This is a genomic window from Streptomyces sp. NPDC043996, from assembly GCF_056435225.1.
The window spans coordinates 674,121-698,407 of record NZ_JBWKEY010000004.1; the positions used below are offsets into that span (position 1 = coordinate 674,121).

14 protein-coding genes are annotated in these 24,287 nt (G+C 75.6%); 8 read left to right on the top strand and 6 right to left on the bottom strand.

Annotation, left to right across the window (positions count from 1 at the left end; translation table 11 throughout):
* Positions 1-638: 638 nt before the first annotated feature.
* Complete coding sequence (locus AC07A4_RS13850) at positions 639-2,024, top strand: sensor histidine kinase (RefSeq protein ID WP_478597273.1); 1,386 nt, start codon at positions 639-641, stop codon at positions 2,022-2,024.
* Between the two features lie 12 nt (positions 2,025-2,036).
* Positions 2,037-2,681, top strand: a complete 645-nt coding sequence (locus AC07A4_RS13855) for a response regulator transcription factor (RefSeq protein ID WP_478597275.1) — start codon at positions 2,037-2,039, stop codon at positions 2,679-2,681.
* 22 nt (positions 2,682-2,703) lie between these two features.
* Here AC07A4_RS13855 and AC07A4_RS13860 read toward each other — a convergent pair whose 3' ends face one another.
* Positions 2,704-3,264: a cysteine hydrolase family protein gene (locus AC07A4_RS13860; protein ID WP_478597278.1), complete on the bottom strand. Its 561-nt coding sequence runs from the start codon at positions 3,262-3,264 to the stop codon at positions 2,704-2,706.
* Between the two features lie 330 nt (positions 3,265-3,594).
* Between AC07A4_RS13860 and AC07A4_RS13865 the strand changes: the two genes are divergently transcribed.
* Positions 3,595-4,848: a glycosyltransferase gene (locus AC07A4_RS13865; RefSeq protein ID WP_478597529.1), complete on the top strand. Its 1,254-nt coding sequence runs from the start codon at positions 3,595-3,597 to the stop codon at positions 4,846-4,848.
* 312 nt (positions 4,849-5,160) lie between these two features.
* Complete coding sequence (gene helR, locus AC07A4_RS13870) at positions 5,161-7,365, top strand: RNA polymerase recycling motor ATPase HelR (protein WP_478597281.1); 2,205 nt, start codon at positions 5,161-5,163, stop codon at positions 7,363-7,365.
* A gap of 70 nt (positions 7,366-7,435) precedes the next feature.
* Here the strand turns inward: helR and AC07A4_RS13875 are convergent, their stop codons facing one another.
* Entirely contained in the window at positions 7,436-8,290 is an 855-nt protein-coding gene (locus AC07A4_RS13875; RefSeq protein ID WP_478597284.1) for a septum formation family protein, read from the bottom strand.
* A gap of 197 nt (positions 8,291-8,487) precedes the next feature.
* On the opposite strand from AC07A4_RS13875, the gene AC07A4_RS13880 reads away from it, so the two are divergent.
* Genes AC07A4_RS13880 through AC07A4_RS13895 form a run of 4 tightly spaced genes read left to right on the top strand, consistent with a single transcriptional unit; the run spans position 8,488 to position 17,052 of the window.
* The gene (locus tag AC07A4_RS13880; RefSeq protein WP_478597286.1) at positions 8,488-11,130 is read left to right on the top strand and encodes a dynamin family protein; all 2,643 of its coding nucleotides are present in this window, start codon (positions 8,488-8,490) and stop codon (positions 11,128-11,130) included.
* Between the two features lie 15 nt (positions 11,131-11,145).
* A complete protein-coding gene (locus AC07A4_RS13885) occupies positions 11,146-14,679 on the top strand; it encodes an Hsp70 family protein (RefSeq protein WP_478597289.1) in 3,534 nt (1,177 codons plus the stop codon).
* Positions 14,680-14,684: 5 nt separating this feature from the next.
* Positions 14,685-16,091 carry a hypothetical protein gene (locus tag AC07A4_RS13890; protein WP_478597291.1) on the top strand — a complete coding sequence of 469 codons (1,407 nt, stop codon included), beginning with the start codon at positions 14,685-14,687 and terminating at the stop codon, positions 16,089-16,091.
* Between the two features lie 43 nt (positions 16,092-16,134).
* Positions 16,135-17,052: a protein kinase family protein gene (locus tag AC07A4_RS13895; RefSeq protein WP_478597294.1), complete on the top strand. Its 918-nt coding sequence runs from the start codon at positions 16,135-16,137 to the stop codon at positions 17,050-17,052.
* Positions 17,053-17,064: 12 nt separating this feature from the next.
* Here the strand turns inward: AC07A4_RS13895 and AC07A4_RS13900 are convergent, their stop codons facing one another.
* The 4 genes from AC07A4_RS13900 to AC07A4_RS13915 form a co-directional block, all read right to left on the bottom strand.
* Positions 17,065-17,847 (bottom strand): hypothetical protein, encoded by a 783-nt coding sequence (locus AC07A4_RS13900; protein ID WP_478597297.1) that lies wholly within the window; start codon positions 17,845-17,847, stop codon positions 17,065-17,067.
* Positions 17,844-18,695, bottom strand: coding sequence for a VWA domain-containing protein (locus AC07A4_RS13905; protein ID WP_478597300.1), 852 nt, complete (start codon positions 18,693-18,695; stop codon positions 17,844-17,846). The genes AC07A4_RS13900 and AC07A4_RS13905 overlap by 4 nt, the downstream gene beginning before the upstream one ends.
* An 18-nt stretch (positions 18,696-18,713) precedes the next feature.
* A complete protein-coding gene (locus tag AC07A4_RS13910) occupies positions 18,714-20,606 on the bottom strand; it encodes a caspase family protein (protein ID WP_478597303.1) in 1,893 nt (630 codons plus the stop codon).
* A gap of 81 nt (positions 20,607-20,687) precedes the next feature.
* Positions 20,688-24,179 carry a CHAT domain-containing protein gene (locus AC07A4_RS13915; RefSeq protein ID WP_478597305.1) on the bottom strand — a complete coding sequence of 1,164 codons (3,492 nt, stop codon included), beginning with the start codon at positions 24,177-24,179 and terminating at the stop codon, positions 20,688-20,690.
* Between the last annotated feature and the right edge of the window lie 108 nt (positions 24,180-24,287).

The following is a 24,287-nucleotide window of genomic DNA, read 5'->3' on the forward strand; positions in this document are numbered from 1 at the left end:
TCTCATGAGACACGGCGTGACAGCGGGAAAACGGACCCGAATCAAGATCGCGCGATAACGGCCGACGGCGGAGACGAAGCCGAAAGCTGCAGGAAAGCCGAGGTAGCGGGAAGAAGGGAGATCGGCTGCCGACACCGCTTCCCACGAGCCGCCCGATACCAGCCGATGGCTCACCGCATCGAGGAATCCCGCATTCCCCAGCATCGGCCTGACACGTGCACGCTCACGGTTTACCGAAACCGGTCACATGCCGGTGTCCGCAGCGAGGTGCCGCCGTGCCGCCGCCCTTCTTTCATGGCGTACCCCTTATTCAAGATCATACTCATCAGTCACATTTAGCGGGGCACATTCGCGGGTTCCATTAATCGGCTACCCGGCGCTTCTTTTTGCCGTGCGAAGCCGTTCGGCTTGCGAAAATCGTTCGGCCCGTCCCTGCGCGTCGAGAGGCGCGCGCCTGTCGGAGCGTGGCCACGCTCGCGGCGGTGGGGGAAAACCCCCAGGTCGGTCGGAGGAAATCACCGTTCCGGCGTTCGCGGTGCCCGGCCTAGCGTGAGGCGAGTTGACCACGTTGGGCCGTCGTCCTCGGCAGGGGAGCGCGGCTGCTGGCCCGGCGTGACGCCTGAAGGAAAATGATCACCATGCACGACACCAGCCGGGCCACCCCGCCCTCCCTCACCCCACCGGTGCGCACCCTCACCCGCACGGTGCTGCGCGCGCCGCTGACCCGGCGCGCCTGGACCGAAGCGGCGTACTGCCTGCTCGCCTTGCCGCTCGGCCTGCTGGGCGGGGTCATTCTGACGGTCCTGCTGGCCCTCGGCGCGGGCCTGACCGTGTCGTTGCTCGGCGCCGTCGTCGGCAGCCTGATCCTGGTCGCGGGGGTGCGGCTCGGCCGGGCCCTCGGCGGGCTCCATCGGCGCCTGGCCGCCGCGCTGCTGGGCGAGCGGCTGCCGGAGCCGGTGCCGCCGCCCGCGGGCTCGGGGCTGTTCGGTAGGCTCGACGCCCGGCTGCGGGACGGCACGGGCTGGCGGGCCGTGTCCTACGTCCTGGCGAAGCTCCCGGTCAGCGTCCTCGATATGTACGCGGTGCTGTGGTGGCTGGTCGGCCTGGTGAACGTGACCGCGCCCCTGCGGTGGGCCGCCTTCGGACAGCATCCGGGCGCCGGTGACACGGGCGGGATGCCGGTGCTGACCCCCATCCCTGCGGGCGACCTCGAAGTGCGGACGTTCCCCGGGACGTTCGCCATCCTCGCGCTCGGCCTGGCGCTGCTGCTGCTCGCGCCGTGGCCGACGCGCCTGGTGGTGGAGGCCGACCGGCGGCTGATGCGCGCGCTGCTCGGCCCCAGCCGCCTCGCCGACCGGGTCCGCGACCTGGAGGAGACGCGTGCGCTCGCCGTCGACGACTCCGTGGCCCTGTTGCGCCGCATCGAGCGCGATCTGCACGACGGCGCGCAGGTCCGGCTCGTCGCCGTCGCCATGAGCCTGGACATGGTCAAGGAGCGCCTCGGCACGCCCGACGCCGACGGCACCGAGCCCTCCCCCGGCCCAGCGGACCTGGCCCGCATGCGGCAACTCGTCGACGGAGCGCATCGCAACGCCACGGAGGCGCTGTCCGAGCTGCGTGACCTCTCCCGCGGTCTGCACCCCCCGGCCCTCGACGAAGGCCTGCCCGACGCCCTGGCCACGCTCGCCGCGCGCAGCAGCATCCCCGTCCAGCTGAGCACCGACGTCCCCCGGCGGCCGACGCCCGCCATCGAGACCATCGCCTACTTCTGCGCGGCCGAGCTGCTCACCAACGTGATCAAGCACAGCGGGGCGAGGCAGGTGATCCTCACGGTGGACGAGTGCCACGACGGCATGCTGCGGCTCCAGGTCGTCGACGACGGCCGGGGCGGCGCGACGATCGGCGCGGGCAGTGGCCTCAGCGGCCTCGTCCAGCGGGTGCGGCCCGTCGATGGCCGACTGATCGTGCACAGCCCCGAGGGCGGTCCGACGACGGCGGTCGTCGAGCTGCCGCTGCACGCGTGAGAAAATTCCGCCATGCGTGTCGTGATCGCCGAGGATGCCGCCGTACTGCGGGAGTTGCTGGCCCAGATGCTGGCCGAGCGGGGCCATGAGGTGTGCGCCGCCGTCGGTGACGCGGACACGCTGCGCACGGCAGTGGCCGAGCACGGTCCTGACGTCACCGTCGTCGACATCCGGATGCCGCCGTCCCACACCGACGAGGGCCTGCGCGCCGCCATCGACATCCGGCGCGCCCACCCGGGCACCGGGGTGCTGCTCTTCTCCCAGTACGTGGAGACGAAGTACGCCACGCGGCTGCTCGCGGACGGCTCGGCGGGCGTCGGCTATCTGCTCAAGGACCGGGTCGCGAACATCGCGGAGTTCACCGACGCCCTGGAGCGGGTCGCCGCGGGCGGCACCGCGCTCGACCCGGAGGTCGTCACCCAGCTCGCGGGCGCCAGCCACCGGGCGGCGGAGCTGGCGCCGCTGACGGAGCGGGAGCGCCAGGTCCTCTCCCTGATGGCGGAGGGCCGCTCGAACGCGGCGATCGCGCAGGCGCTCGTCGTCTCCGCGGGCACGGTGGAGAAGCATGTGGCGGCGGTGTTCGACAAGCTGGGGCTGCCCGCCTCCCACGACCACAACCGCCGGGTGCTCGCGGTCATCCGCTATCTGCGGGCGTGACGGGAGGCGGGCAGCCGCCAGGTCAGGCCCTGAGGTCCTTGAGCCAGTCGTCGATGGAGACGACGTCCACCCACTGGGGGAAGAGCTGCTCGGTGAGGAAGCGGTGTACCTCGGGGTCCAGGTCGAGGCAGCCGTCCGCGAGGACGGTGCTGCGCAGCTCGTGGTCGTTGGTGTGGCACACGGTGTGCAGGACGACGCCGCTGGTGGCGATGCCGGTGAGGACGAGGCTGTCGATGCCGCGCGCCCTGAGCACCAGGTCCAGGTCGCTGCCCGAGAACGCGCTGCCGCGCCGCTTGGTGATCACGATGTCGTCCGGCTGCGGGGCGATGTCGGGGTGGACGGCGCTGCTGGGGGCGCCCTCGATGTGCAGACCGGCCCGTACGGCGGCGTCGACCGCCCGGTTGCGCGGGCTGACGTCCGGGTGGCCCGGGCGCAGGCCGATGACCACGTAGATCACGGGTATCCCGGCCGCTCTGGCGCCGCTGATCGCCTTGCGCAGGCGTGGCAGATAGCCGGAGCCGTCGTCGGCGAGGTCCACGATGTCCTGCTGGACATCCATCACGAGGAGAGCGCTGTTCGCCACGCTTGTCGTCCCTTTCGCTCGGAGGGCTTCCCGGTCAGGTGTTTCCTGGGGCAGGTGTTCCTGGGCAGGTGTTTCGTGGGAAGCCATGAGCACGGTAGGGCAGGCCTTCACCGTGTGGGGAGCGGTTTTCCGGGGCGCGGCGGGAGCCGCCGGGGGCGGGCGTCCCGGGAAACGGCTTCTGTGGCCGGAAACGACGAAGGCAAGGAGTGTTCACTCTCCTTGCCACTCTCAACTTATAGCGCACTGGGGGGCTTGCCACAAGGCCCCGGTCATGGCGCAGAATCTCCGGTCTAAGCCATGACCTGGGGAAACGGGAGCCGCTGAGTGCGTGTGTTGTTGTCGACGTATGGGTCGCGCGGGGATGTCGAACCGCTCGTGGGCCTCGCGACGCGGTTGCGGGCGTTCGACGCGGAGGTACGGGTGTGCGCGCCGCCGGACGAGACCTTCACGCGACGGCTGACCGGAGTCGGTGTGCCGCTGGTGGCTGTCGGCCCGTCGGCGCGCGAGCTGACGAAGGCGGCGCCGCCGCCGTCCTCCGTGCCGCGGTACGCGGCCGAGCTGATCGCCGCGCAGTTCGACACGGTGACCGAGGCGGCCGAGGGGTGCGACGTGGTGCTGGCGACCGGCATGCTCCCCGCTGCCGCCGGTGCGCTGTCCGTGGCGGAGAAGCTGGGCATCCCGTCGGTGTCCGTGACCTTCCAGCAGCTCGACCTGCCGTCGCCGCACCACCCGCCGCTGGCGTATCCGGGCAGGCCCCTGCCCCCGGACGGCACCGACAACCAGGGGCTGTGGGACCTGGACGCCGAGCACCTCAACGCGTTGTTCGGCACGGCCCTCAACACCAGCCGGGTGGCGCACGGGCTGCCTCCGGTGGACGACGTCCGCGCCTTCGTGGTCGGCGACCGGCCCTGGCTGGCGTCGGACCCGGTCCTTGACCCGTGGCGGCGGACGCCGGGCCTCGACGTCGTACAGACCGGGGCCTGGATCACGCCCGACGAGCGTCCGCTGCCGGAGGATCTGGTCGCGTTCCTGGACGCCGGGGAGCCGCCGGTGTACGTGGGCTTCGGCAGCATGCCGCTGCACGCGGCGCCGGACCTCGCGCACGTGGCCGTCGAGACGGTGCGTGCCCACGGCCGCCGGGTGGTCCTGGCCCGGGGCTGGGCCGACCTGGCGCACGCCGACGGCCTGGACGACTGCTTCGTCGTCGGAGAGGTCAACCAGCAGGCCCTGTTCCGCCGGGTGGCGGCCGTCGTGCACCACGGCGGCGCGGGCACCACGACGGCGGCCGCCCGGGCCGGGGCCCCTCAGGTGGTGGTGCCCCAGGCCGGGGACCAGCCGTACTGGGCGGGCCGGGTGGCCGACCTCGGCGTCGGCGCGGCGCACGAAGGGCCGACGCCGACGTTCCCGACCCTGTCGGCCGCGCTCGGGACGGCCCTGGCCCCCGCGACCCGCGCCCGAGCGACCGCCGTGGCCCGCACCATCCGCACCGACGGGGCGACGGTGGCCGCGCGACTGCTGCTCGACGCGGCGGCGCCCGCGGCGCGCCCCTCGGCGGCCCCCGCAAGCCCTCCGGCCTCTCCATGAACCACCGGACCTGAACTACCGGGCCTGAACCCCCGTACCAAACCGTCCGCACTAGAACGTCCGTTCCAGACCACTCGAACTGAATCCACCGGGCCGAGCCCGCCGTACTGAACCCCTCCTCGGGGCAAACCCCCGGATCCTCCAGCCAGAGCCCGGAACCACGAGAACCCGCACACCCCGGCGTTGTGGACCGACCACGGCCACCGGCCCCAGCAGACGGATCGTTTCCGTCCTGGCCGCCCGGTGCGCCCGGCCGGTGCGAACGCCCCGCCGCGCGCCACGGCCGCGAGCGACCCCCGATCGGAGCCCCTCTTGCACTCGCTCACCACCAGCGTCTTCGACCTCCCCGACCGTCTCTCCCCCAAGGCGGACCCGACGCTGATCGCCGCCGACGAGCAGCACTTCGCGGCCCTCGCGCAGAGCCTTGAGCAGACGATCACCGAAGTGTCCGACCGCCTCGACGCCGAGCGCAGGGCGCCCGGCGGCTCGGGCCGCCAGGCCATGGACCGCGACGCGGAGATCCACCGCCTGACCGCCCGGCTGCGCGCGCTGCGCCGCTTCGGCGTGGACCTGTGCCTCGGCCGCATGGTCAGCGCGGACGACCCCGAGCCCGTGTACGTCGGACGGCTCGGCCTGACGGACAGCACGGGGCGCCGGCTGCTCGTCGACTGGCGCTCCCCCGCCGCCGAACCGTTCTTCGGGGCCACCCACGCCAACCCGATGGGGCTCGCGAGCCGCCGCAGGTACCGCTGGACCGGCGGCCGGATCGGCGACTACTGGGACGAGGTGTTCACCTCGGACGCGTTCGCCGGGCACGCCGCCCTCGACGACCAGTCCGCGTTCGTCGCCAGTCTGGGCGGCAACCGGTCGGCACGGATGCGGGACGTGCTCGGCACCATCCAGGCCGACCAGGACGCCATCATCCGCGCGGGATCGCGTGGCGCGCTCGTCGTCGACGGCGGCCCGGGCACGGGCAAGACCGTCGTCGCCCTGCACCGCTCGGCCTATCTCCTGTACTCCGACCCCCGCCTCGGCCACCGTCGCGGCGGCGTGCTCTTCGTCGGTCCGCACCGGCCCTACCTCAACTACGTCGCCGACGTCCTGCCCAGCCTCGGCGAGGAGGGCGTACAGACGTGCACCCTGCGGGACCTCGTCGCCGAGGGGGCCGCGGCCCCGGCCGAGACCGACCCGGAGGTGGCCCGGCTGAAGTCGTCCGCGGACATGGTGGGGGCGATCGAGAAGGCCGTCAGGTTCTACGAGGAGCCGCCCGCCGAGGGCATGACGGTCACCACCCACTGGTCCGACATCCCGCTCAGCCCCGGCGACTGGGCCGCGGCGTTCGACGCGGCGGACCCGGGCACCCCGCACAACGACGCGCGCGAGCAGGTCTGGCAGGAACTCCTGACGATCCTCACCGACAAGCACGAGGGCGACGCCCCGCCCGAGCAGCTGCGCAAGTCGCTGGCGCGGGACAGGGCGCTGGCCACGGCCTTCAACAACGCCTGGCCGCTGCTCGAGCCGACCGACCTCGTCGGCGACCTGTGGTCGGTCCCCGCCTATCTGCGGATGTGCGCCCCCTGGCTGGACCGGGACGAGGTGCGGCTGCTCCAGCGGGCGGACGCGCAGGCCTGGACGGTGTCCGACCTGCCGCTCCTGGACGCGGCCCGGCAGCGGCTCGGCGACCCGGCGGCGGCCCGGCTGAAGCGCAGGAACGACGCCGTGCTCGCCGCCCAGCGCGAGCGCAAGGCCCGGGTCGTCGACAATCTGATCGAGGCCGTGGCCAACTCCGGCGCCGACGGGGACGACGGCGAGGGCCTGGTGACGATGTTGCGCGGCGAGGACGCGCGGGTCAGCCTCGTCGACGAGTCCGAACTGCCCACCGTCGCCCCGGACCTGCTCGCCGGGCCGTTCGCGCACATCGTCGTGGACGAGGCCCAGGAGCTGACCGACGCCGAGTGGCAGATGCTCCTGCTGCGGTGCCCGTCCCGGAGCTTCACCATCGTCGGGGACCGGGCCCAGGCCCGGCACGGCTTCACCGAGTCGTGGCGGGAGCGCCTGGAGCGGATCGGGCTCGACCGGATCACCATGGCGTCGCTCAGCGTCAACTACCGCACGCCGGAGGAGGTCATGGCGGAGGCCGAGCCCGTCATCCGGGCGGTGCTGCCCGACGCCAACGTGCCGACCTCGATCCGCGCCAGCGGCATCCCCGTCGTCCACGGATCCGCCGACGATCTTGGCTCCGTGCTCGACGGCTGGCTCGCCGAGCACGCCGACGGGGTGCCCTGCGTCATCGGCGACGCCGCGTTCCAGGAGACGTTCCACGACACGTACCAGGAGGCGTTCGGGGATGAGTCCCGCGTCCGCTCGCTGACCCCGGAGCTGTCCAAGGGCCTGGAGTTCGACCTGGTCGTCCTCGTCGACCCGCAGGGCTTCGGCGAGGGCGTCGCGGGGGCCGTCGACCGCTACGTCGCGATGACGCGCGCCACCCAGCGCCTCGTCGTCCTCACGAGCTCCTGACCCCCGCGGGCCCAGACCCCGAGGGCCCCTGACACCGGCACCCTGACCCCGGCCGCCATGACGGCCGGGGTCAGAAGCCCGTACCGAAGCCCGGCGCGTCCGTCAGTGCCGAGCCGTACAGCACGTCCCGTGCGCGGTCCAGCACATAGCAGGCGACGGGGCGGCCCGCGCGCCAGGACGCCAGAGTGACGGTGCCCGCCGTCCACGTCAGGTCGTCCGTCCCCAGGTAGGACTCGGCGAACTCCGCGAACCGCTCGGCGCACCGCCGTTGGGCGTACGACTGGAGTACGGCGGTTCCCGGGTAGGAGGCGGCCGGGTAGCGCGGCGCGACGGCGAAGAACTCGAAGTGGTGGGCCTCGTCGCAGTCGACGCGCAGTGCCGTGGGCCGGGCCTCGCGCCCGGCCACGCAGTCGCCGACGCGCAGCGCGTCCCAGGTGACCGGTGTGCCCGACGGGAGGCCGGCCGGCGGGTCCGTCTCAGGGAGGTCCGTGTCGCCGCCGGTCTCCGTGTCCGTGGCCGTCTCGGTGCCGGGTTCCCCGGCCGTACCCGATTCCGGCTCCGTGGGGGAACGCGAAGCCGTATCAGCCCCCAGGGCCGTGTCCGTGTCCGTATCCGACGGGCGGGAGCGGTCGGGGAACGGGCCGACGCCCCATGCGGGCAGCCAGTCGTCCGAGAGCGCGTCCCTGCTGATCGCGGCGGCCGCCGCGGTGCCGAGAGCGAGGGCCACCACGACGGCGAGGGCGCCTCGTCGCGCCCGGCGGCGACGGCGACGGCGGCGGCGCGCGGTGGTGTCCCCGGAGCCCGGCGGGCCCTTTCCCCGCCGCGCGGACGCGGCCGGTTCGGGAACCCACGAGTAGGGAATCTGAAACTCGCCCGGGTCCGGCGCGTAGGGGTCCCCCTGATGTCCCTGGCGCGGCGTGGCCATGACCCGAGGGTGCCAGGTGTGTGTCCGGCTGAGTACGACTAGGACGGAAATTCAGGGACATCGCCACGGACTGTTGCCCTCAGCGGACGATTCGCGGGACATTTCTTCCAGCGTCGGCCGCGCGGGTCCGCCGCGGCTCCCCAGGAGCCGACGGCCGCTCGCCGGGGAGGGGCGGCGCAGGGGGGAGGGCCGCGGTCATGGACGTCAGCACGGACACGTACGCCCAGTGGGCGATCGGCATGCTCGAAGCGCTTGACCGGGCTCCCGCACTCGACACGAACGGCACGGACGGAGGTGAACTCACCTCTCAGCGCACGGAGTTCAGGTCGGCCGTCGCCCAGCTGCTCGGCGAGGCCCGCGATCCGCTGACGGTCGGAGTGGTGGGCGAGTTCAGCGCGGGCAAGTCGCTGCTGATCGAGGCGCTCCTCGGGATGCCGGGGCTGCTGTCGGTGAGCCACGTGCCGACGACGGGGAACGTGACGGCCATCCGCATCGAGCAGGCCGCCGACGGCGAGGCCGCGCCCGCGCTGCAAGAGCGCGCGGTCGTGTACTGCACCCGGCCCGAGACGGCCGAGCTCATGACGCATCTGCACGGCAGGCTCAAGGAGTTGGCGGCCCTGGAGGGGATGGGCGAGCGGGAGTTCGGCGCGCTGCGCGCGGCCCGCCCCGGCACCGGGGACTGGGAGCCCCTGGCCGACTGGTGCCGCCGGTACGGCCGCGCCGCGCAGGGCGCCAAGCTGAGCGCGGTGGCCGCCGAGACCCTGGACCTGCACGCGGCGTACGACGCGGGCGCGCCGCTGCTCGGGCGGCGCTACGACCTGTCGGACGCGCAGGCCAAGCGGGCCATGTCGCTGCCGGGCGTGCCCCAGGAGCCGGGCGGCGGCTCCGCCTGGGACCGGCGCGGCGCGGTGGAGTCGGCCGGCGGCATCCCCGACGACGTGCTCGCCACGTGCGTGCCGCTGATCAGGAGGATCGAGCTGCGGGTGCGGGTGCCGCGCCGGGTCTGGGACCTGGCGGACGTGGGCGCGCTGACCCTGATGGACTTCCCCGGCCTCAACAGCCCCAAGTCCGGGGAGCGGGACCGGTTCCTGAGCCGTCGTGAGCTGCGCGACATCCACACGGTCCTGGTCCTGATGAACGCCCAGCGCGGGCCCGTGGCCAGTGAGCAGGACTTCTTCGACATGCTGCGCGAGCCCACCGCGGACGGGCGCGAGCGCAGGTCGGACGAGGAGCTGCGGGAGAGCATCCTGGTCGCGGGCGGCCGCTTCGACCAGCTGCCGGTCGACGACCCGGCGGGGCTGCGGACCGCGCTCCTGGACCCGTCGGAGCGGCTCACGGAGCGGCGCCTGCTCGGGCATCCGGACACGGCGGTCCTCGACAAGGTCGTGGAGGCCGCGCAGTCGCTGCTGCCCGCGGGCCAGCACAAGCAACTCGTCCTGGTCTCGCCCCTGGTGGGTCTCGCCGCGCTGCGCGCCTCCGGGGCGCTCGACAGCGCGGGGCCGCACTGGCGGGCGCGCGACGCGGTCGGCGGCCCTGCTCCCGTGGCGGCGCTGTGGGCTCCGGTGGCCGACCGGCTCGAGGCCGACGCGCCGGGCAGTCCGCTGATCCGGGCGCTGCGGGAGTTCGCCAGGGACGGCGGGCTCAGGCTGCTGCGCGGTGAACTCACCGGGCACGCGCGGGCCCACGGCGGTGCGCTCAGGAGCGGCGCGGTGCGCCGCAGGGCCACCGCCGTGGACCGGGCCAGGAGCGCGCTCATCGCGGCCGAGCGGTCGGCCCACCCGGAGCTCGTGTACCCGCCCGCGTACCAGGAGATCCAGCGGACCCTCCACGCGACGCGGCAGGCGCTGGCGGAGCTGCGCGAGGTCCTTGTGCTGCGCCGGGGCGCGGACGGCCCGCGCGGCGACGACGAACTGCGCCGGTACCTGGCCGAGGAGGCGGCCGCCGCGGTCGCCGCCTGGCCCTGCTGGAAGGAGCTGTTCGCCGCCGTCGACCGGGACCGGCACCTGGTCGTGGCGCCGCACGCGTCGGCGGCCGCCACCGACTTCGCCCAGGACGTGCAGGACGAGCTGGCGCTGCTCGGCCTGTTCACCGAGGAGTCCGGCACGGAGCAGGACGACCCGGCGCCGGGCGTCCCCGGCGGCCCCGGCGAGCTGCTCGCCGCGTTCCGCGAGACGCACGGCGTGCTCCTGTCCCTGGTCCACGACCGGATCCGGGCCGCGTACGAGGAGCGCCTCGACCACCACGCCGACGTCCTGGAGGACCTGCGCGGCAGCTGGGTGGAGATCACCGGCGAGGAGCAGCGGCGCGCTCCGCTGCCCGCGGCCCGCAAGGCGCGGTTCGGCGCGCTGATCGTCACCACCAACCCGGAGCGCTACCGCGCGAAGCTGCGGCAGACGGCGGCGCCGAAGCCGCGGGACGCGGCCGTGGACGCCGGGTTCCCGCTCCGCCTCGACCGGTGCTTCCCCTGGCATCTGGAGCAGCCCGAGGACCGTGACCCGCTGGAGCGGCACGTCGCGCACGTGGTGCGGATGCGGCGCGAGCTGGTCGCCGCGCTCGTCGACCTGGTGCACGCGCACTTCGCCGCCCATCAGGCCGAGTTCGCCAAGCAGGCGGGCGAGGCCCTCGCCGAGGGCGAGCGGTATGTGAACGCGACCGACACGCCCGAGCTGCTCCTGTCGGGGCTGCGCGGCGACGCGGCGGCCCGGGGCGACGCTCCCCTGGACCTCGCGGCCCGCCTGGAGGCGATGCCCGCGCCGAAGCGGGCCGCGCGGCCCGGGGCCGCCCGGGCCGCGGGCCCCAAGAGCCTGACCCCGAAGCCCGCCGCCGCTGACCGGCCCTGAGCCACGGAGACACCCATGGGACTGCACGCGCGTTTCGTCAGCTCGGGTCCTTCGTGCGTGGCCGACGCCCTCGGTGAGGGGTTCACGCTGCTCGGCCCCGCGACGCGGCTGTATCCGCCCGATGTGGAGCTGCGGCCCACCGGGAGCGGCGTCCTCGTCCTCAAGGCCGAGATCCTCTACCGGATCCCCGGCCTTTCCGGCCCGGACCACGGCGTGCTCCAGTCGGCCCTGCGGTCCTTGGAGGGGCAGGTCGTGACCGCTCCGGTGACCGTGCCGAGCGCGGGCCCCGTCGCGCTGTCCGCGGACACGCGCGCGCACGCCCTGCCGTTGACCGTGCGGCTCACGCACCACGAGCTGAACCCGGTCACCGGGCGCCCGGTGGGCACCATCCACGCCACGACCGACATCGTCACCACGCTCCGCCTGGACATGGCGTCGGCGCGGCGCGCCACCGAGGCGGCGGACACGGGTGCGGGCCAGTGGTACGACCCCGGGCAGTGGTCGAAGCCTCCGGCCGGCGCTCCCGCCGTGCCGGAGCCACCTCCGCAGCCACAGCCGGAGCCCGCCCGGCAGGCCGCTCCCCCGCCCGCGGACACCGACACCGTCACCGTCTCCGGCGAGCCGGTCGGGCGCCGGGTGCCCCAGGACGCCGTACGCCACTTCGGGTTCGCCGCGGTCGACTTCGGCACCACGAACTCCACGGTGACCATCCACGACATGCGCCAGCTGGACGTGCGGGCCATGTCGCGGCACCAGGAGGCGCGGCTGCGTGAGGAGCTGGCCGACGTCCTGTCCGACCCCGACGCCTGCGGCGCGGAGCGGGCCCAGTGGCGCGAGCTGCTCGCGGACGTCGCCCGGCAGTACCTCGACGACTCCACCACCGCGCACCCCGACCCCGCCGCCGGGGGCCGCGCCCTCGCCGAGGCCCTGCGCGGCGGGTACGGCGGCGAGGGCTGGGTGCACGCGCTGTACACGGCGCTTGAGCTGCGGGTGGCGTCCCGCGACGAGCGGCTGCGGCGGGCGGCGGCGCCGCTGCTGCACCGCTGCTACCACCGGGCGTTCGACGAGCTGCCCCTGGACGTGCTGCGGCTGTTCCCCGCCGACCTCGACCACGCGGGCGGCAAGGAGCTGCCCAGCCGGATCGAAGTGGTGCAGACGCTGCCGGAGCTGCGGGTGCGGATGGGCGAGGAGCGGATCGCGGTGGGCGGTCTGCCCGCGGGCGGCGGGCGCTCGTACCGGGGAGTGAAGCAGTACCTGGGCCGCGACCGTCCGGTCCCGGGCCTGGAGGCCGTCACGGCGGACGACCTGATCCGCGAGGGCCTGCGCTACCTCCTCGACCAGACCGACGAATACATCGCCGCCAACCCCAAGGAGTACCACCAGGGCAAGATCGACCACGTCGTCATGACGTACCCGACAGTGGCGCCGCCCGCGGTGCGCCGCAGGCTGCGGGAGCTGGTCGGCGGCGGCCCCGAGGGCGCGGGCGGCGGGCTCGGGGTCACGCTGGTGGACACGCAGTTCGACGAGGCGGTGGCGGCCGCCCTGTTCTTCATCATGCGGGACTTCGGCGGCGACTTCGTGGCCGGTGTCGAGGCGTTCCGGGCGCGCTGCCGCCCGCTGCCGGGCACGGACCGGGCCTGGCAGCAGAACGTCCTGGTCGCCGACATCGGCGGCGGCACCTTCGACGTGGCCCTGATCAATCTGCACCTGAAGGACGCGACGCCCGACCCGCCGCCGGGCCAGGACCCCCGGTTCACCGGGCGTCTGTACGTGCTCACGCCCACGCTGCTCGGCTCCACCGGCCATCTCCAGCTGGGCGGGGACCTGATGACGCTGCGGCTGTTCCGCTGGTACAAGGGCGCGCTCGCCGACCATCTGATCACCCATGACCCCGAGCGGTACGAGCACGTCGTGGGCTCGCTCAAGAAGCCGTACGCCGTCGACGGCCGCTATGTGCCGCGCACGCTGGTCGACCGCGGCCACGACGACCCGCAGGGGTACCCCGCCGACCTGGTGGACCGGGTGGTGCCGACGCGCTGGAGCGACGACAGCGTGGTCTCGGCGGCCCGTGAGGACGCGGAGCAGACGTTCTGGCTGCTGTGGCGGCTCGCGGAGGAGGCGAAGATCCAGCTCGGCGCCGGTGAGCCGGTGCACCATCCGCTGCCGGAGGTGCTGGACGCGCTGCTGGGGCGGCTCGGCGCGGCGGGTGCGGCGGAGGCCGGGGGCGGCGCGTGGGCGCCGCTGCTCGACGCCGAGACCTTCGCGGCGCTGCTCGCCCCGGACCTGGAGGACATCATGGACCTCGTGGTCGCCCTCACGAAGAACATCGTGACGGGCACCGAGCTCGACCGGATCTTCCTCACCGGCAAGAGCAGCCGCATGCCGCTGGTGCGTCAGGTGCTCGAGCGGCGGCTGTGGCAGGAGAGCGAGGTGCGGTGGAACCCGGCGGGGGTGGCCGTGGAGGAGGAGTACGGGAAGCTGGCGACGTCCATCGGCGCCTGCTGGGGCCACCACGTCCGCCGTTTCGCGCACTCCGTGCGCAACGCGCAGGGCGTCCTCGGCCGCGGCCGCTATGTGCTGCGCATCGAGGTGGACAACCTCAGCTACTACCTGCCGTGCGACTTCGGCCCCACCTACCAGCTCGCGGCGAACGACCCCACGCACGCCCTGCTGCAGGTCGGCGCGCAGCTCAGCCCCATCGGCCCCGGCGGCGGCTGGGCCGTGCGCAGCAAGTGGCAGAGCCTGCCCGCGAGCCTGCGCGTCCACCGCAACCTCGGGACCGGCTGGGAGGAGTGGGGCGCCTTCGACCCGGACGCCTGGGTCCGCCTGAAGGAGCCGGACTTCACGCTGAACATGGCGGAGTGGACGCGTGACGCGCGGTTCCAGCTGGAGGTGAACGCCGACCTCGATCTGACGGTGCACCTGTCGCGCGGCGCCCCGCAGTACGAGGTGGACGCCGCAGCCCCGATCCGGATCGACTTCGGCACCGGCCCCGAAGGGGCCTGGGTTCCGGTGGAGGTCGTCGCCGACAACCGCGTCGCCGGGGACCGCCCGGACGCGGGCGTGGTGGTCTTCAGCCTGCCCCGCGACCCGCGGCTGCGCTCCGAAGACGAGGGCGGCGAGGGCGGCGGGGCGCCGCGGTTCGACGAGGTCTTCCGGGTGCGCGGGGCCACGGACACGCGGCCGGTGCGGGGCATGACGAGCGAGCCGATCGGCAGCCCGCCGCCCGACGGGTGGTCGTTCTATCTGCGCTACCCCGGCGAGCCCGAGCGCAAGTGGGAACTGCTCGGCGTGGTGCCCGTGCCCGAGTCGGGCGGCGTGCGGGCGGCCCCCGACGAGGAGCCGGGCGAGCAGCACAAGGGAGTCGTGTACGTGGCGACGCTCGACGAAGGCGGACGGCTGCGGGTGCACCGGGCGCCCGTCCCCTACTGGACGGCCGGCTCGATCGCGGGCATGTGGCGCGCGCCCGGTTCGGTGTTCCGGGTGGAGATGAACGGCACCAGCACGTCGTACGTCGCCGAGCGCGACCCGTTCAACGGCGGGCACTGACCGCCGTGGACGCGCTGCGCAGGCTCGGCCGACTGCCCGGCACCCCGCTCGGCGTGCTGGCCCGCGCCCAGCTCGCGGGCCTGCACGCGGCGCTGAGCGCGGGCCTGGAGGCGCTGCCCGACGACTCGGGGGCCGCCGAGTGCCGGGCCGCGCTCGCGGAGATCACGGCGGCGCTGCTGCCGGACGACGCGAAGACGCCGCCGTTCCCGCCACCGGACGCGACCTTCGCGCCACCGGACGCTCCCTCCGCCCGGCCGGAGGCGGCGTTCCCGCGACCGGACGCACCGCTCGCCCAGGCCGACGCCCCGTTCCCGCGGCCGGACGCGGCGTTCACGCAGGCCGATGGTCCCTTCCCGCAGCCGGACGCCGCGTTCGCGCGACCGGCCATGCCGGTCGCCGACGCCGGTACGCCGCCGATGGGCACCCCGGTGCCGCCCGGCGCGGGTGCGGCCGCCGCTCAGGGCTCCGCCTACAGCGGGCCGCCCCCGGCCGCCCGGCCGCTGGCCGACCCGCAGCTGGCCGCGCTGGCCGGGGAGTTGGCGCGGAGCCTGAGCGACACGGAGCACCTGGGGCCGCTGCCCGTTCCCGACGGGGCGGACACGGCGGCGGTGTGGCGCTGGTTCCATCTGACGCTGCTGCGGCTGCCCACGGGCCGGGCGGCGCGGTGGCGGTCCCTCGCCTGCCGGTTAGCGGTGGCGGCGGACTCGCCCGCCGACGAGCGGTGGGAGGAGTGGCGCGCGCTCGGTGACGGCGAGGTGCTGCTGCCGCCGCTGCCGCGCCTTGGCGTGCCCGGGGTGCGCCTGACCGCCACCGGGTCCCGGGCCGACTGGGCGGTGCGGGCTGCGGGCGGCGACGCGGAGGTGCCCCCGGCCGCGGGCGAGGGGCGGGCGCCGCTGGCGGTGTGCGTCGTCCTCGCCGGGTGGGTCGCCCGCCTGGCCGACCTGGACGACCAGTTGCACCACTGCCTGGAGACCGTCGCGCACCGGGGCGTGGTGCCGCTGCGCGACGCCGAGCACCGCGCCGCCTACCGTCAGGAACTCGCCCAGCGCATCGGGCACCTGGCCCGCCAGGAGCCGGGCTCCCCGGAGGAACTGCGGGCGGCGCTCGCCGTGGACGAGGCGCTGTGCTCCGTCCTGCACCTGCCCCCGGCCGCGCCCGGCAGCTGGTGGGCGCGCGTCGCCGAGGCGTCCCAGCGGGTCGTCCTGGAACTGCGGCGCCGGGTGCGGGACGGCGGCGCCGACGTCGCCGTGGAGGTGCTCGCCCCGACCTACCGCGAGGCCCGTCGGCGCACCGGCGGCAACGACATCCCGCTCGACGCGGGCGGGCGCCAGGGCCAGGTGCTCGCGGGCCTTCGCCTGTGGGCCCGCGTCGACGGCAGGGAGCTGCCCGGCAGGGTGGTGTACCGGGCATGAGGCGGCCCTTCGGCGGGTTCGGCGGGTTCGGCGGAGGTGCGGTGTGACCGAGGCACCGGGCCGTACGGCGCGCTGGCCGACGAAGACCGAGTACGCCGACGCCGTGCAGGACCCGGCGACGGCCTTCGCGGACGCCGGGCTCGCCCGGGCGGTGCTCGACCTCAACCGCCTCGGCATGCCCCGCACCAGCTCCGGACGGAACGCGGTGGTCTTCCGGCTCCTTGGGGCGGGCGGCCCGTGCGCCGTGCGCTGCATGACGCGCCCGCCCGCCGCGGGCGCCGAGCGCTATGACGCCCTCGGCCGCCATCTGCGCGCCCACCCGTGCCCGGCCCTGACCCCGGCGAGCTGGCGGGAGCGGGGCATCCGCGTCGGCGGCGCGTGGTGGCCGGTGGTCCTGATGCCCTGGGTGCCCGGCGACACCCTGGACGTCGCGGTGTCCCGGCGCCTGGACGAGCCCCGGGCGCTGCGGCACCTCGCCGCCAACTGGCGCGTCGCCCTGGTGCAGCTGGCGCGCGCCGGGGTCGGGCACGGCGACCTCCAGCACGGCAACGTACTGGTGGACGACGAACTGCGGCTCCAGCTCGTCGACTTGGACGGGGTCTGGGTGCCCGGCGAGCGGCGGTGGCCGCGCGCCGACGCCGGGCACCCCGACTACCGCCACCCCAAGGAGGACGGCGAGCTGCGGGGCGTGCGGCTCGACGCCTTCCCCGCCTCCGTGATCTTCCTGTCGGCCCTGGCCGTGGCGGCGGACCCGGGGCTGTGGACGCTGCACACCCAGGAGAATCTGATCTTCCGGGCGGCCGACTTCACCCGGCCGGGCCGCACCCCGCTGTGGGACCGCCTCGGCAAGTCGCCCGACCCCCGGGTCGCGGCGATGGCGAGCCGTCTGGCCGCCGACTGCGGGCGCGCCCCCGGCCAGGCGGGTGCCCCGGAGGAGCTGGTCGCCGCGCTGCGGCGGTGACGGCGCCCGCGCTCACCGGGCCAGGGCGTCCGGTGCCGCGCCGCCCACCCGGCAGCGCACCAGCGTGATGTCGTCCTCCTCCAGCTCCCCGCGCCGCCACAGCGCCCGCACCTCGGACGCGAACTCCTCCGGTGCGGCCCCGCACAGGAAGCGCCACACCTGGGGGCCGCGGGCCGCCCGCTCCAGGGACCAGCGGGCGACGGCGTCCGTCATCACCAGCAGAACGTCGCCCGCGCCGCACACGCCGGACGCGAACCTGGCCGCGGCCACCGCGTGCGGCAGCGCGCCGGGCGCCGTGGGCAGCAGGGCCGGGGCGGACGTGAACTGGTCGGGGCGGTCCAGGGGGAAGGAGCCGCGCAGCGCGTCGCCCGCCACCGTCATCAGGCAGGTGTCGCCGACGGCCACGGCCCGCCAGCGCACGCCGCCCGCGCCGTCGTGGCCGGGCTCCGCCACGAGTCCGAGGAGGGTGGCATGGCTGCCCCGTTCGACGGCGTCGTACAGGTACGGCGGCGCGTCGGGCGGCAGCCGCACGCCGTGGGACCAGTCGGCGGCGGCCTCGGCGGTCCAGCGGCCGAGCGCGCGGGCGTCGAGGTCGTCGGGCGGCCGGGTCACGAACCGGCGCACGAGGCAGCGGGCCCAGGTGCCGGACGCGAAGGCGCGCGTCGCCCCGTCCGAGACGGCGACGCGTCCTCGGGCCAGGTCCAGGGCGGCGGCGTCCTCGCTCGGCTCGGACGGCGACTTGGCCACGGACAGGACCGCGCCGTCCAGGGCGGGCGGCGGCGGGGCGGCGGTCACCCGGCCCGCACCCGGCCAGTGGTGGCGGTGCCGATCCGCATGAAGTCGACGAGGTCGGGCACGTCCGCGTTGTAGACGAACCCCCGGGCGCCGGGGGCGATCCGGTCGGCGTACCCGGCCTCCTCCACGAGGGCGGCGGGCAGTTCGCTGGACATCTCGTACAGCAGCGCGGCCGCCGGGTCGGCGCCGCCGACCGGGGCGGAGGGGAAGTACACGACGTGCTCGTCGCGCTCCGAGAGGTGCAGGTTGAACAGGAGCAGCCGACCGTCGCGGGTGCCAAGGCGGCGCAGCCGGGCGGCGGCCTTGCGCGGGTCGCCGTCGGTGGCCATGCCATCGGTCACGTGCAGCACGATGGGCGGGAAGGAGTCGCGGTGCCGCCCCACCCAGCCTTTGAGGACCTTGTGCGCGTACGCCAGGGCCGCGCACATCGGGGTCGAGCCCTGCCACACCGGGTCGAGCCACACCATGGTGCGGCGGCTCACCGGGCGGTAGCGGCCCTGGCCGTCGGGCAGGAGCTTTTCGCGGGTCTCCACGCGCGCGTAGCGCGGCAGTTGGGCGCTGGGCACGAGCGGGTCGCGGCCCAGGGCGCCGACGACGGGGGCGACCGTGCCGTGTCCGCCGTAGCCGATGACGCCGACGTCGAAGTAGTGCCGGGGCTCCTCCTCGCGCACGTCCTTGGTGCACTCGATGAGCACGGCGTACAGCACGTCGTTGACGGTGTCGCTGAGGGCCTGGCCCTTGTGCACCATGGCGCTGCCGCCGATGGAGAGGGCCATGGTGCCGGACTGGTCGACCAGGAAGAGGAAGCAGCCGGGCCGCCGCCGGTCGATGCGCTGCTGGTAGGCCATGGCTACCTCCGTAAGGCGTCAGGTGGCCCGAGGGCCGGGGTGCAGCGAGAGGTCGTAGCGTGCGACGCGGTAGCGCACGCGGGGCCGCACCCCCTCGGGCAGGCGGGCGTCGCGGACGCCGGTGACGACGTCGTCGATGAGCTCCTGGAGCACGGAGCCGTCCCGGACGCGCCGGGTGATGCCGCGCTGGGTGAGCCGGGTCAGGTCCTGGGGGCGGTCGGTGACCACGGTGACGAACGACTCCGGCCTGGGCATGCCCGGGGGCAGTCCTTCGGGCCAGTACAGCTCGATTCCGGCGAGTTGGTGGCTGCCCGGCAGGCGGAACAGCTCGTAGCGGCCGCCGGGGGCAAGGGCGATGCCCGCGGGTTCGGCGGTGGTGAGCTGGGTGACGGCGCCGCGCAGGCCGATGTCGAACACGGAGACGTAGCGCCGCTCGGGGGCGTGGCTGTGGACGCGCACGACGACCTGGTCCCCGCTGAAGAGGTGCGCGCCGCCGTGCTCCAGCGGCTCTTCGGTGCCGTCGTGGCGCAGGCGCGCGTAGCTGAGGGCCACGTCGTCGGGCAGGGCCTCCGCGCCGGTGCCGGACGTCAGCGCCCGCAGGTGGGCGGCGCGCGCCAGGAGTTGGAGGTCGGCGGCGAGCGCGTCGAGCGCGGTGTCGGTGAGCGGGGTCGAGGCGTCGCGCAGCGGTTCGCCGTCGGCGTCGGTCAGGAGCAGTCCGTCGGCGGTGAGGGTGACGGTGGCGAGGGCCGGTTCGTCGTCCTCGGCGATCCGCAGGTGCGCGCGGGCGCCGAGGCGCCCGGCCACGCGCGCGTGGTCCCGGTGGCCGCCGGGCCGCACGGCGACGGGGCGGCGGCCGAGGCCCACGCGCAGCGGATGTGCCTCGGTGCCCGGCGGCAGGCCGGACGGGGGCGGGTCGTGCGGGCGCAGCCGGGCGGTGCCCGCGCCGACGCCCTCGACGACGGCGGTGGTGAGCGGGGCGTCGCGCTCGCCGTCCGGGGGCACGAGGGCGTAGGTGTCGCCGATGGCGACGCCGAACAGGGCGGCGCCGTCGAGGAGGGCCACGCCCCGCTCGACGCGCACCGGAAGGACGCCCGTCCCCCGCCGCTCGGCGGTGTCGAACAGGAGCCGGTCGGCGGGCCCTTCGACTTCGGGCCGCTGGAGCGCGACGACGTCCAGGACCGCGGGCCGCAGCAGTCCCATCAGGCCGCGCCAGGTCAGCCGTGCGGCTCCCGGCGCGCGCAGCAGGCGCGCCAGCGTCGCGGTGAGCAGTCCGTGGGCGCCCTTCAGGCCGGGCAGTTCGAGTTCGTAGGCGCTGGCGTCGGGCGCGCAGGCCACGACGCGGACGACGTCCGGGTGGGACTCGGCGGGCGCGCGGACCGCGCCGGTCGGAGCGGCTCGTACCGCCTCGCGCCACGCCGCGTACACCGTCGGCCAGCGGTCGCCGTCCGCGCGGGCCTTGGGCCGCTGGTGGGGGCCTCGGGCCATGCGGGCCGCGTGGCAGCTGTCGATGATGGTCGTGACGTTGGCCGTGCGCGCGCTGAGCTGGCTCTGGAGCACGCTGAGCTCGTCGGCCAGCAGGCCCTGGAATCCGCCGCCCGGGCCGGGCTCGTCGATGTCGGTGGGGCACAGGTACTGGATGCGATCGGGCCGCCCGGTGCCGCTGCCCGGGCGCGGGTCGCACGCCTGGCCGCCGTGGCCCGAGTAGTAGACGACGGCCGCGTCCCCGGCCTCGGTGGTGTCGATGAGGGCGCGGTAGGCGGCGATGACGCCGCGCCGGGTGGCGTGCTCCTCCAGGAGCGGGGTCGGCTCGAAGCCGAAGGCGTCGAGGGCGTCGGCCATCAGCGCGACATCGGCGTCCACTCCGCGCAGCTCCCCGGTGCGGCAGCCGATGAGCAGTGCCCGTTTACGCATCGCAGCCCCCCGGTGACGCGCGCCGTACCGGCCAGGATGGCACGGCGTCCGACCCTGGTCACCCTCCTCTCGGGTGCCGTCTCAGCCGCCGACGTGGACGAACGGCGCCCAGTGGTACGGGAGGTGGTCGCCGTGGTCCATGAGGTCGGCGGGGACCCTCCCGTCCCGTGCGCCCCGGGCCGCGACACCGCTTCCGGTCTCCTCCCGCAGGCGCTCGTACTCCTCCGCGCGCCCCTTCGCGTCCAGGGCCCGCACCCGGCGCTGGGCCGTGGCGAGCGCCTCGGCGACGGGGGTGCCGGGCGGGGCGAGCAGCGCTTGGTAGAAGTACGTCATGAGGACGGCGCCGCAGGCGTCGTCGACCGGCCACAGCGAGACGACGGTGTGCCGCGCGCCCGCCGCGACGGCGGCGCGGACGAGGCCGATGACGTCTCCCCCCGCGGTCGCCGTGCCACGCCCGGTGTGGCAGGCCGACAGGACGACAAGGTCGGCGTTCAGGTCGAGGCCGGTGACGTCGCCGACGGCGAGGCGGTCCTCTCCGGCGAGGGCCACATAGCTGCGGTGCGGGCCGCGCTCGTGGAGCACGCCGTGGGTGGCGAGGTGGAGCACGGCGCTGCCGGGGGCCGCGGCGGCCACCGCGCTCGCGGTGGCGTCCGGGCCGAGGAGCGGCGCGGCGCCGAGCAGCCGCCCGACGGCCCGCGCCTCCGTCGCCGTGCCCGGCAGCGGCTCCAGGCCCCGGCCCGGCGCGTAGGCGGGGTCGCCGACGAGCAGCGCGGGCGCGTCGAGGCGCGGCGGGCGGGCGCCGCCGGGCCGGGTGATCAGGGACGCCGAGGGGAGCTGGGAGAGGACGCACCGCTCGCCGAGGGGCACGTCGCCGACGGGAAGGACCGCGAAGGGGACGAGCGCGAGGAACCGGTGCGGCACCACGTACAGGCGCCGGTGGGCGCGGACGGCGTCCTCCACGGGGCCGAGCAGCAGCCGCGCGAGGGCCCGCGCCGCGTCGTCGTCGTGGCGGCCGCCCGCGCACACGGTGTGGAACCGGCGTACCGCGCAGGCCAGGTCGCGGTGGCGCACGGCGCGCAGGGTGTGGCGTGCGCCGTCGCCGTCGACCGCCCAGGTCACCAGGTCGTCGTCGAACGTCTCGTACATCAGAAGGAGCGCGTCGTCGGGGAGCGCGGCGCGGACGGCCTCCAGGCGGGCGCCGCGCGGCCGCTCGCCGTCGTCGTGGCCGCGCAGCAGGTGCGGCGCGGACTGGGCCACACCGGCCTCGGCGGTGTCGAGTTCGTCCTCGGCGGCGAGCACGGTGGCGCGCAGCCGCGCCGCTGACGGGGTGCGCGCCGCGTCGCCGGTCACGCTGTCCGCGAGCCCCTCGTAGGCGGCGGCCCACGCCGCTCCGGCCCGCAGCCAGCGCCGGGCCGCGTCGAGCGGCGGCCCGGGCGGCAGGTCGTCGAGGGCGCGCAGGACGTCGACGGCGATGCCCCGGCAGCGGTCGGCCAGGTCGAAGGCCAGGGCGCGTTCGGCGTCGGCGTCCGCCGGGCCGCCGGGGGTCTTCAGGGCGTCGTCGGCGCGGCCCAGGCGGGCGCGCACGGCGATGTGGTACATCGCCGCCACCGTCACGTCGTCGGTCATCGAGGTCCGCAGCACGTCGCGGACCAGCAGCCGCGACCAGTGTTCGAAGCGGTCCACGGCGCTCTCGCCGAGCCGGGCCGCGGTGGTGTGGTCGCCGAGGGCGGCGGCGAGTTCGGCGCGCCGCGCCTGGTCCTCCCAGGGGCGGTCGGGGCTTGCGGGCCAGGACGCCTGGTCGAGGACACGCAGGGCCTGGCGCGCGGTGTGCGGGTCGCCCAGGCGCAGGAAGAGGCTGACCGCGTGGTCGGGGTGCAGTCCGCCGCGCCGGTAGACGCGTGCCGCGACGGCGTGAGCCTCCTGGCGGCGCCCGAGGTCGTACAGGAGCGTGATCCGCAGCAGCGCGTCGTCCCCGGCGTGGTCCAGGGCGCGCTGGAGCAGGGAGTGCGCCTCGTCCCTGAAGCCCGCCTCCAGCGCCTGGCGCCCCCGCAGGCGCAGGATCTGGACCGGGGCGCGCCGCAGGCTCTCCCGTACGAACGCGACGGATTGGTGGGCGGGCGGCCAGGCGTAGGCCAAGCGCTCGGCGGCGGCCACCTCGCGCAGCCGTGCCTCCACGACGGCCTTCAGGTCCGGGTCGGCGAGCGCGTCCACCGACCGGTCGAGGGCCAGGGCCAGTTCGGCGGCGCGCAGCCAGTCGCGCTCGTCGGCGTCGGGGGCGGCCAGGGCGGCGACGGCCCGTGCGGTGTCGGCGGCGAGCAGCACGGCCGACGCCTGCCGGAAGTTGACCCGGTCGACGAGGTCGACGTACGCGCGGTCGGTGAGGTCGCTCTCGCGGGGTGCGGTGATCCGCGCGGTGAGGAAGCGGGCGGCGCGCAGGGCGCGCAGCGCGGGCAGCGTGAGGCCGTCGCGCTGCCAGGCGTCGGCGCGGGCCAGGAAGAGGCGGACGAGGCCCCTGAGGTAGCTGGTGCTGCCGTCGTCGTGGCACCACCGCGTCATCGCGGCGAGGTCGCGGCGGTCGGCGTCGGTGCCGTCGGCGAGCCCGTCGAGCAGCCGGTGCGCGGTGGCGAGGACGGTCAGCGCGCCCGCTCCCGCCTGCGCGGCCAGGGAGATCGCCCGGTCGGTGTGGCGGGCGCGGGCCGCGTCGTCCTCTTCCGCGCGGGCCAGGTGGGCCAGGCGCAGGGCGACGTGCGCGCGGGCGCGCGGGGCGGAGAGGCGGGCGTACAGCGCGTCGGCGGCCTGGTACTGGGTGCGGGCGGCGGCGAGGTCCGGCGGCGGTGGCGGCGGTCCGGGCGTCGCTCCGGGCCCGGCCGCTGCCGTGGGGTGGCTCGGGCCGCTCGGTCCTGCCGGGCCGAGCCGCAGGCCGAGGAGTTCGGGGCGGGCGCCGGGGGTCAGGGCCGCGTCACCGCGCAGCAGATGGGTCCGGGCGAGCACCCACGGGTCGCCGTGGGCGTCGCGGCGGCACCGGTCGAGGGCGGCGAGGGCGTCCGCCCCGCGGCCCGCGCGCAGCGCCACGTCGGCGACCTCCAGGTGCAGGTGCGCCCGCACCCAGCGCGTCAGGCCCGCGTCGGCGCCGCGCGCCTCGGCGACGGCCCGCTCCAGGTCGCGAAGGACCTGCGCGGAGGCCCATCCGTCCCCGCTGGTACGGGCGTTCTCCGCGACGCTGCGGGCCGCGTGCGCCCGGGGCAGGAAGCGCGCGGCCACGAACACGGCGAGGGACGCGTCCGGACCGAGCGCGCGCGGCACCCGTGCCGTCAGCCGTTCCGCGTCGCCCTCGGCGAGGTCGGCGCCCGCGCCGCCCGGGTACCAGTTGAGGTCGAGGGTCTGCGCCGTCACGCGCAGCGCGGCCGCGAGGGCGCGGGCGTCGCCCTGCTCGCGCACGGCTCCGAGGCGGCGCAGGGCCCGTCGTGGCTCTCCGGCCGCGAGCGCCCCGGCGGCGTCAAGGAGGGGGTGCCCGCGCCCTGGCGCCGGTTCGCCGGTGAGCAGTACGCGGACCACGTCGCGGGCGATGTCCATGCGTCCCCCCCATGCCCTTGCCCCGCCAATACCCGTACCCCGCACGGGAGTTGGGACCCATCCGGCGAGGGCGGGCACTCAGCCTACTGAGCGCGGTGTCCGGTGACC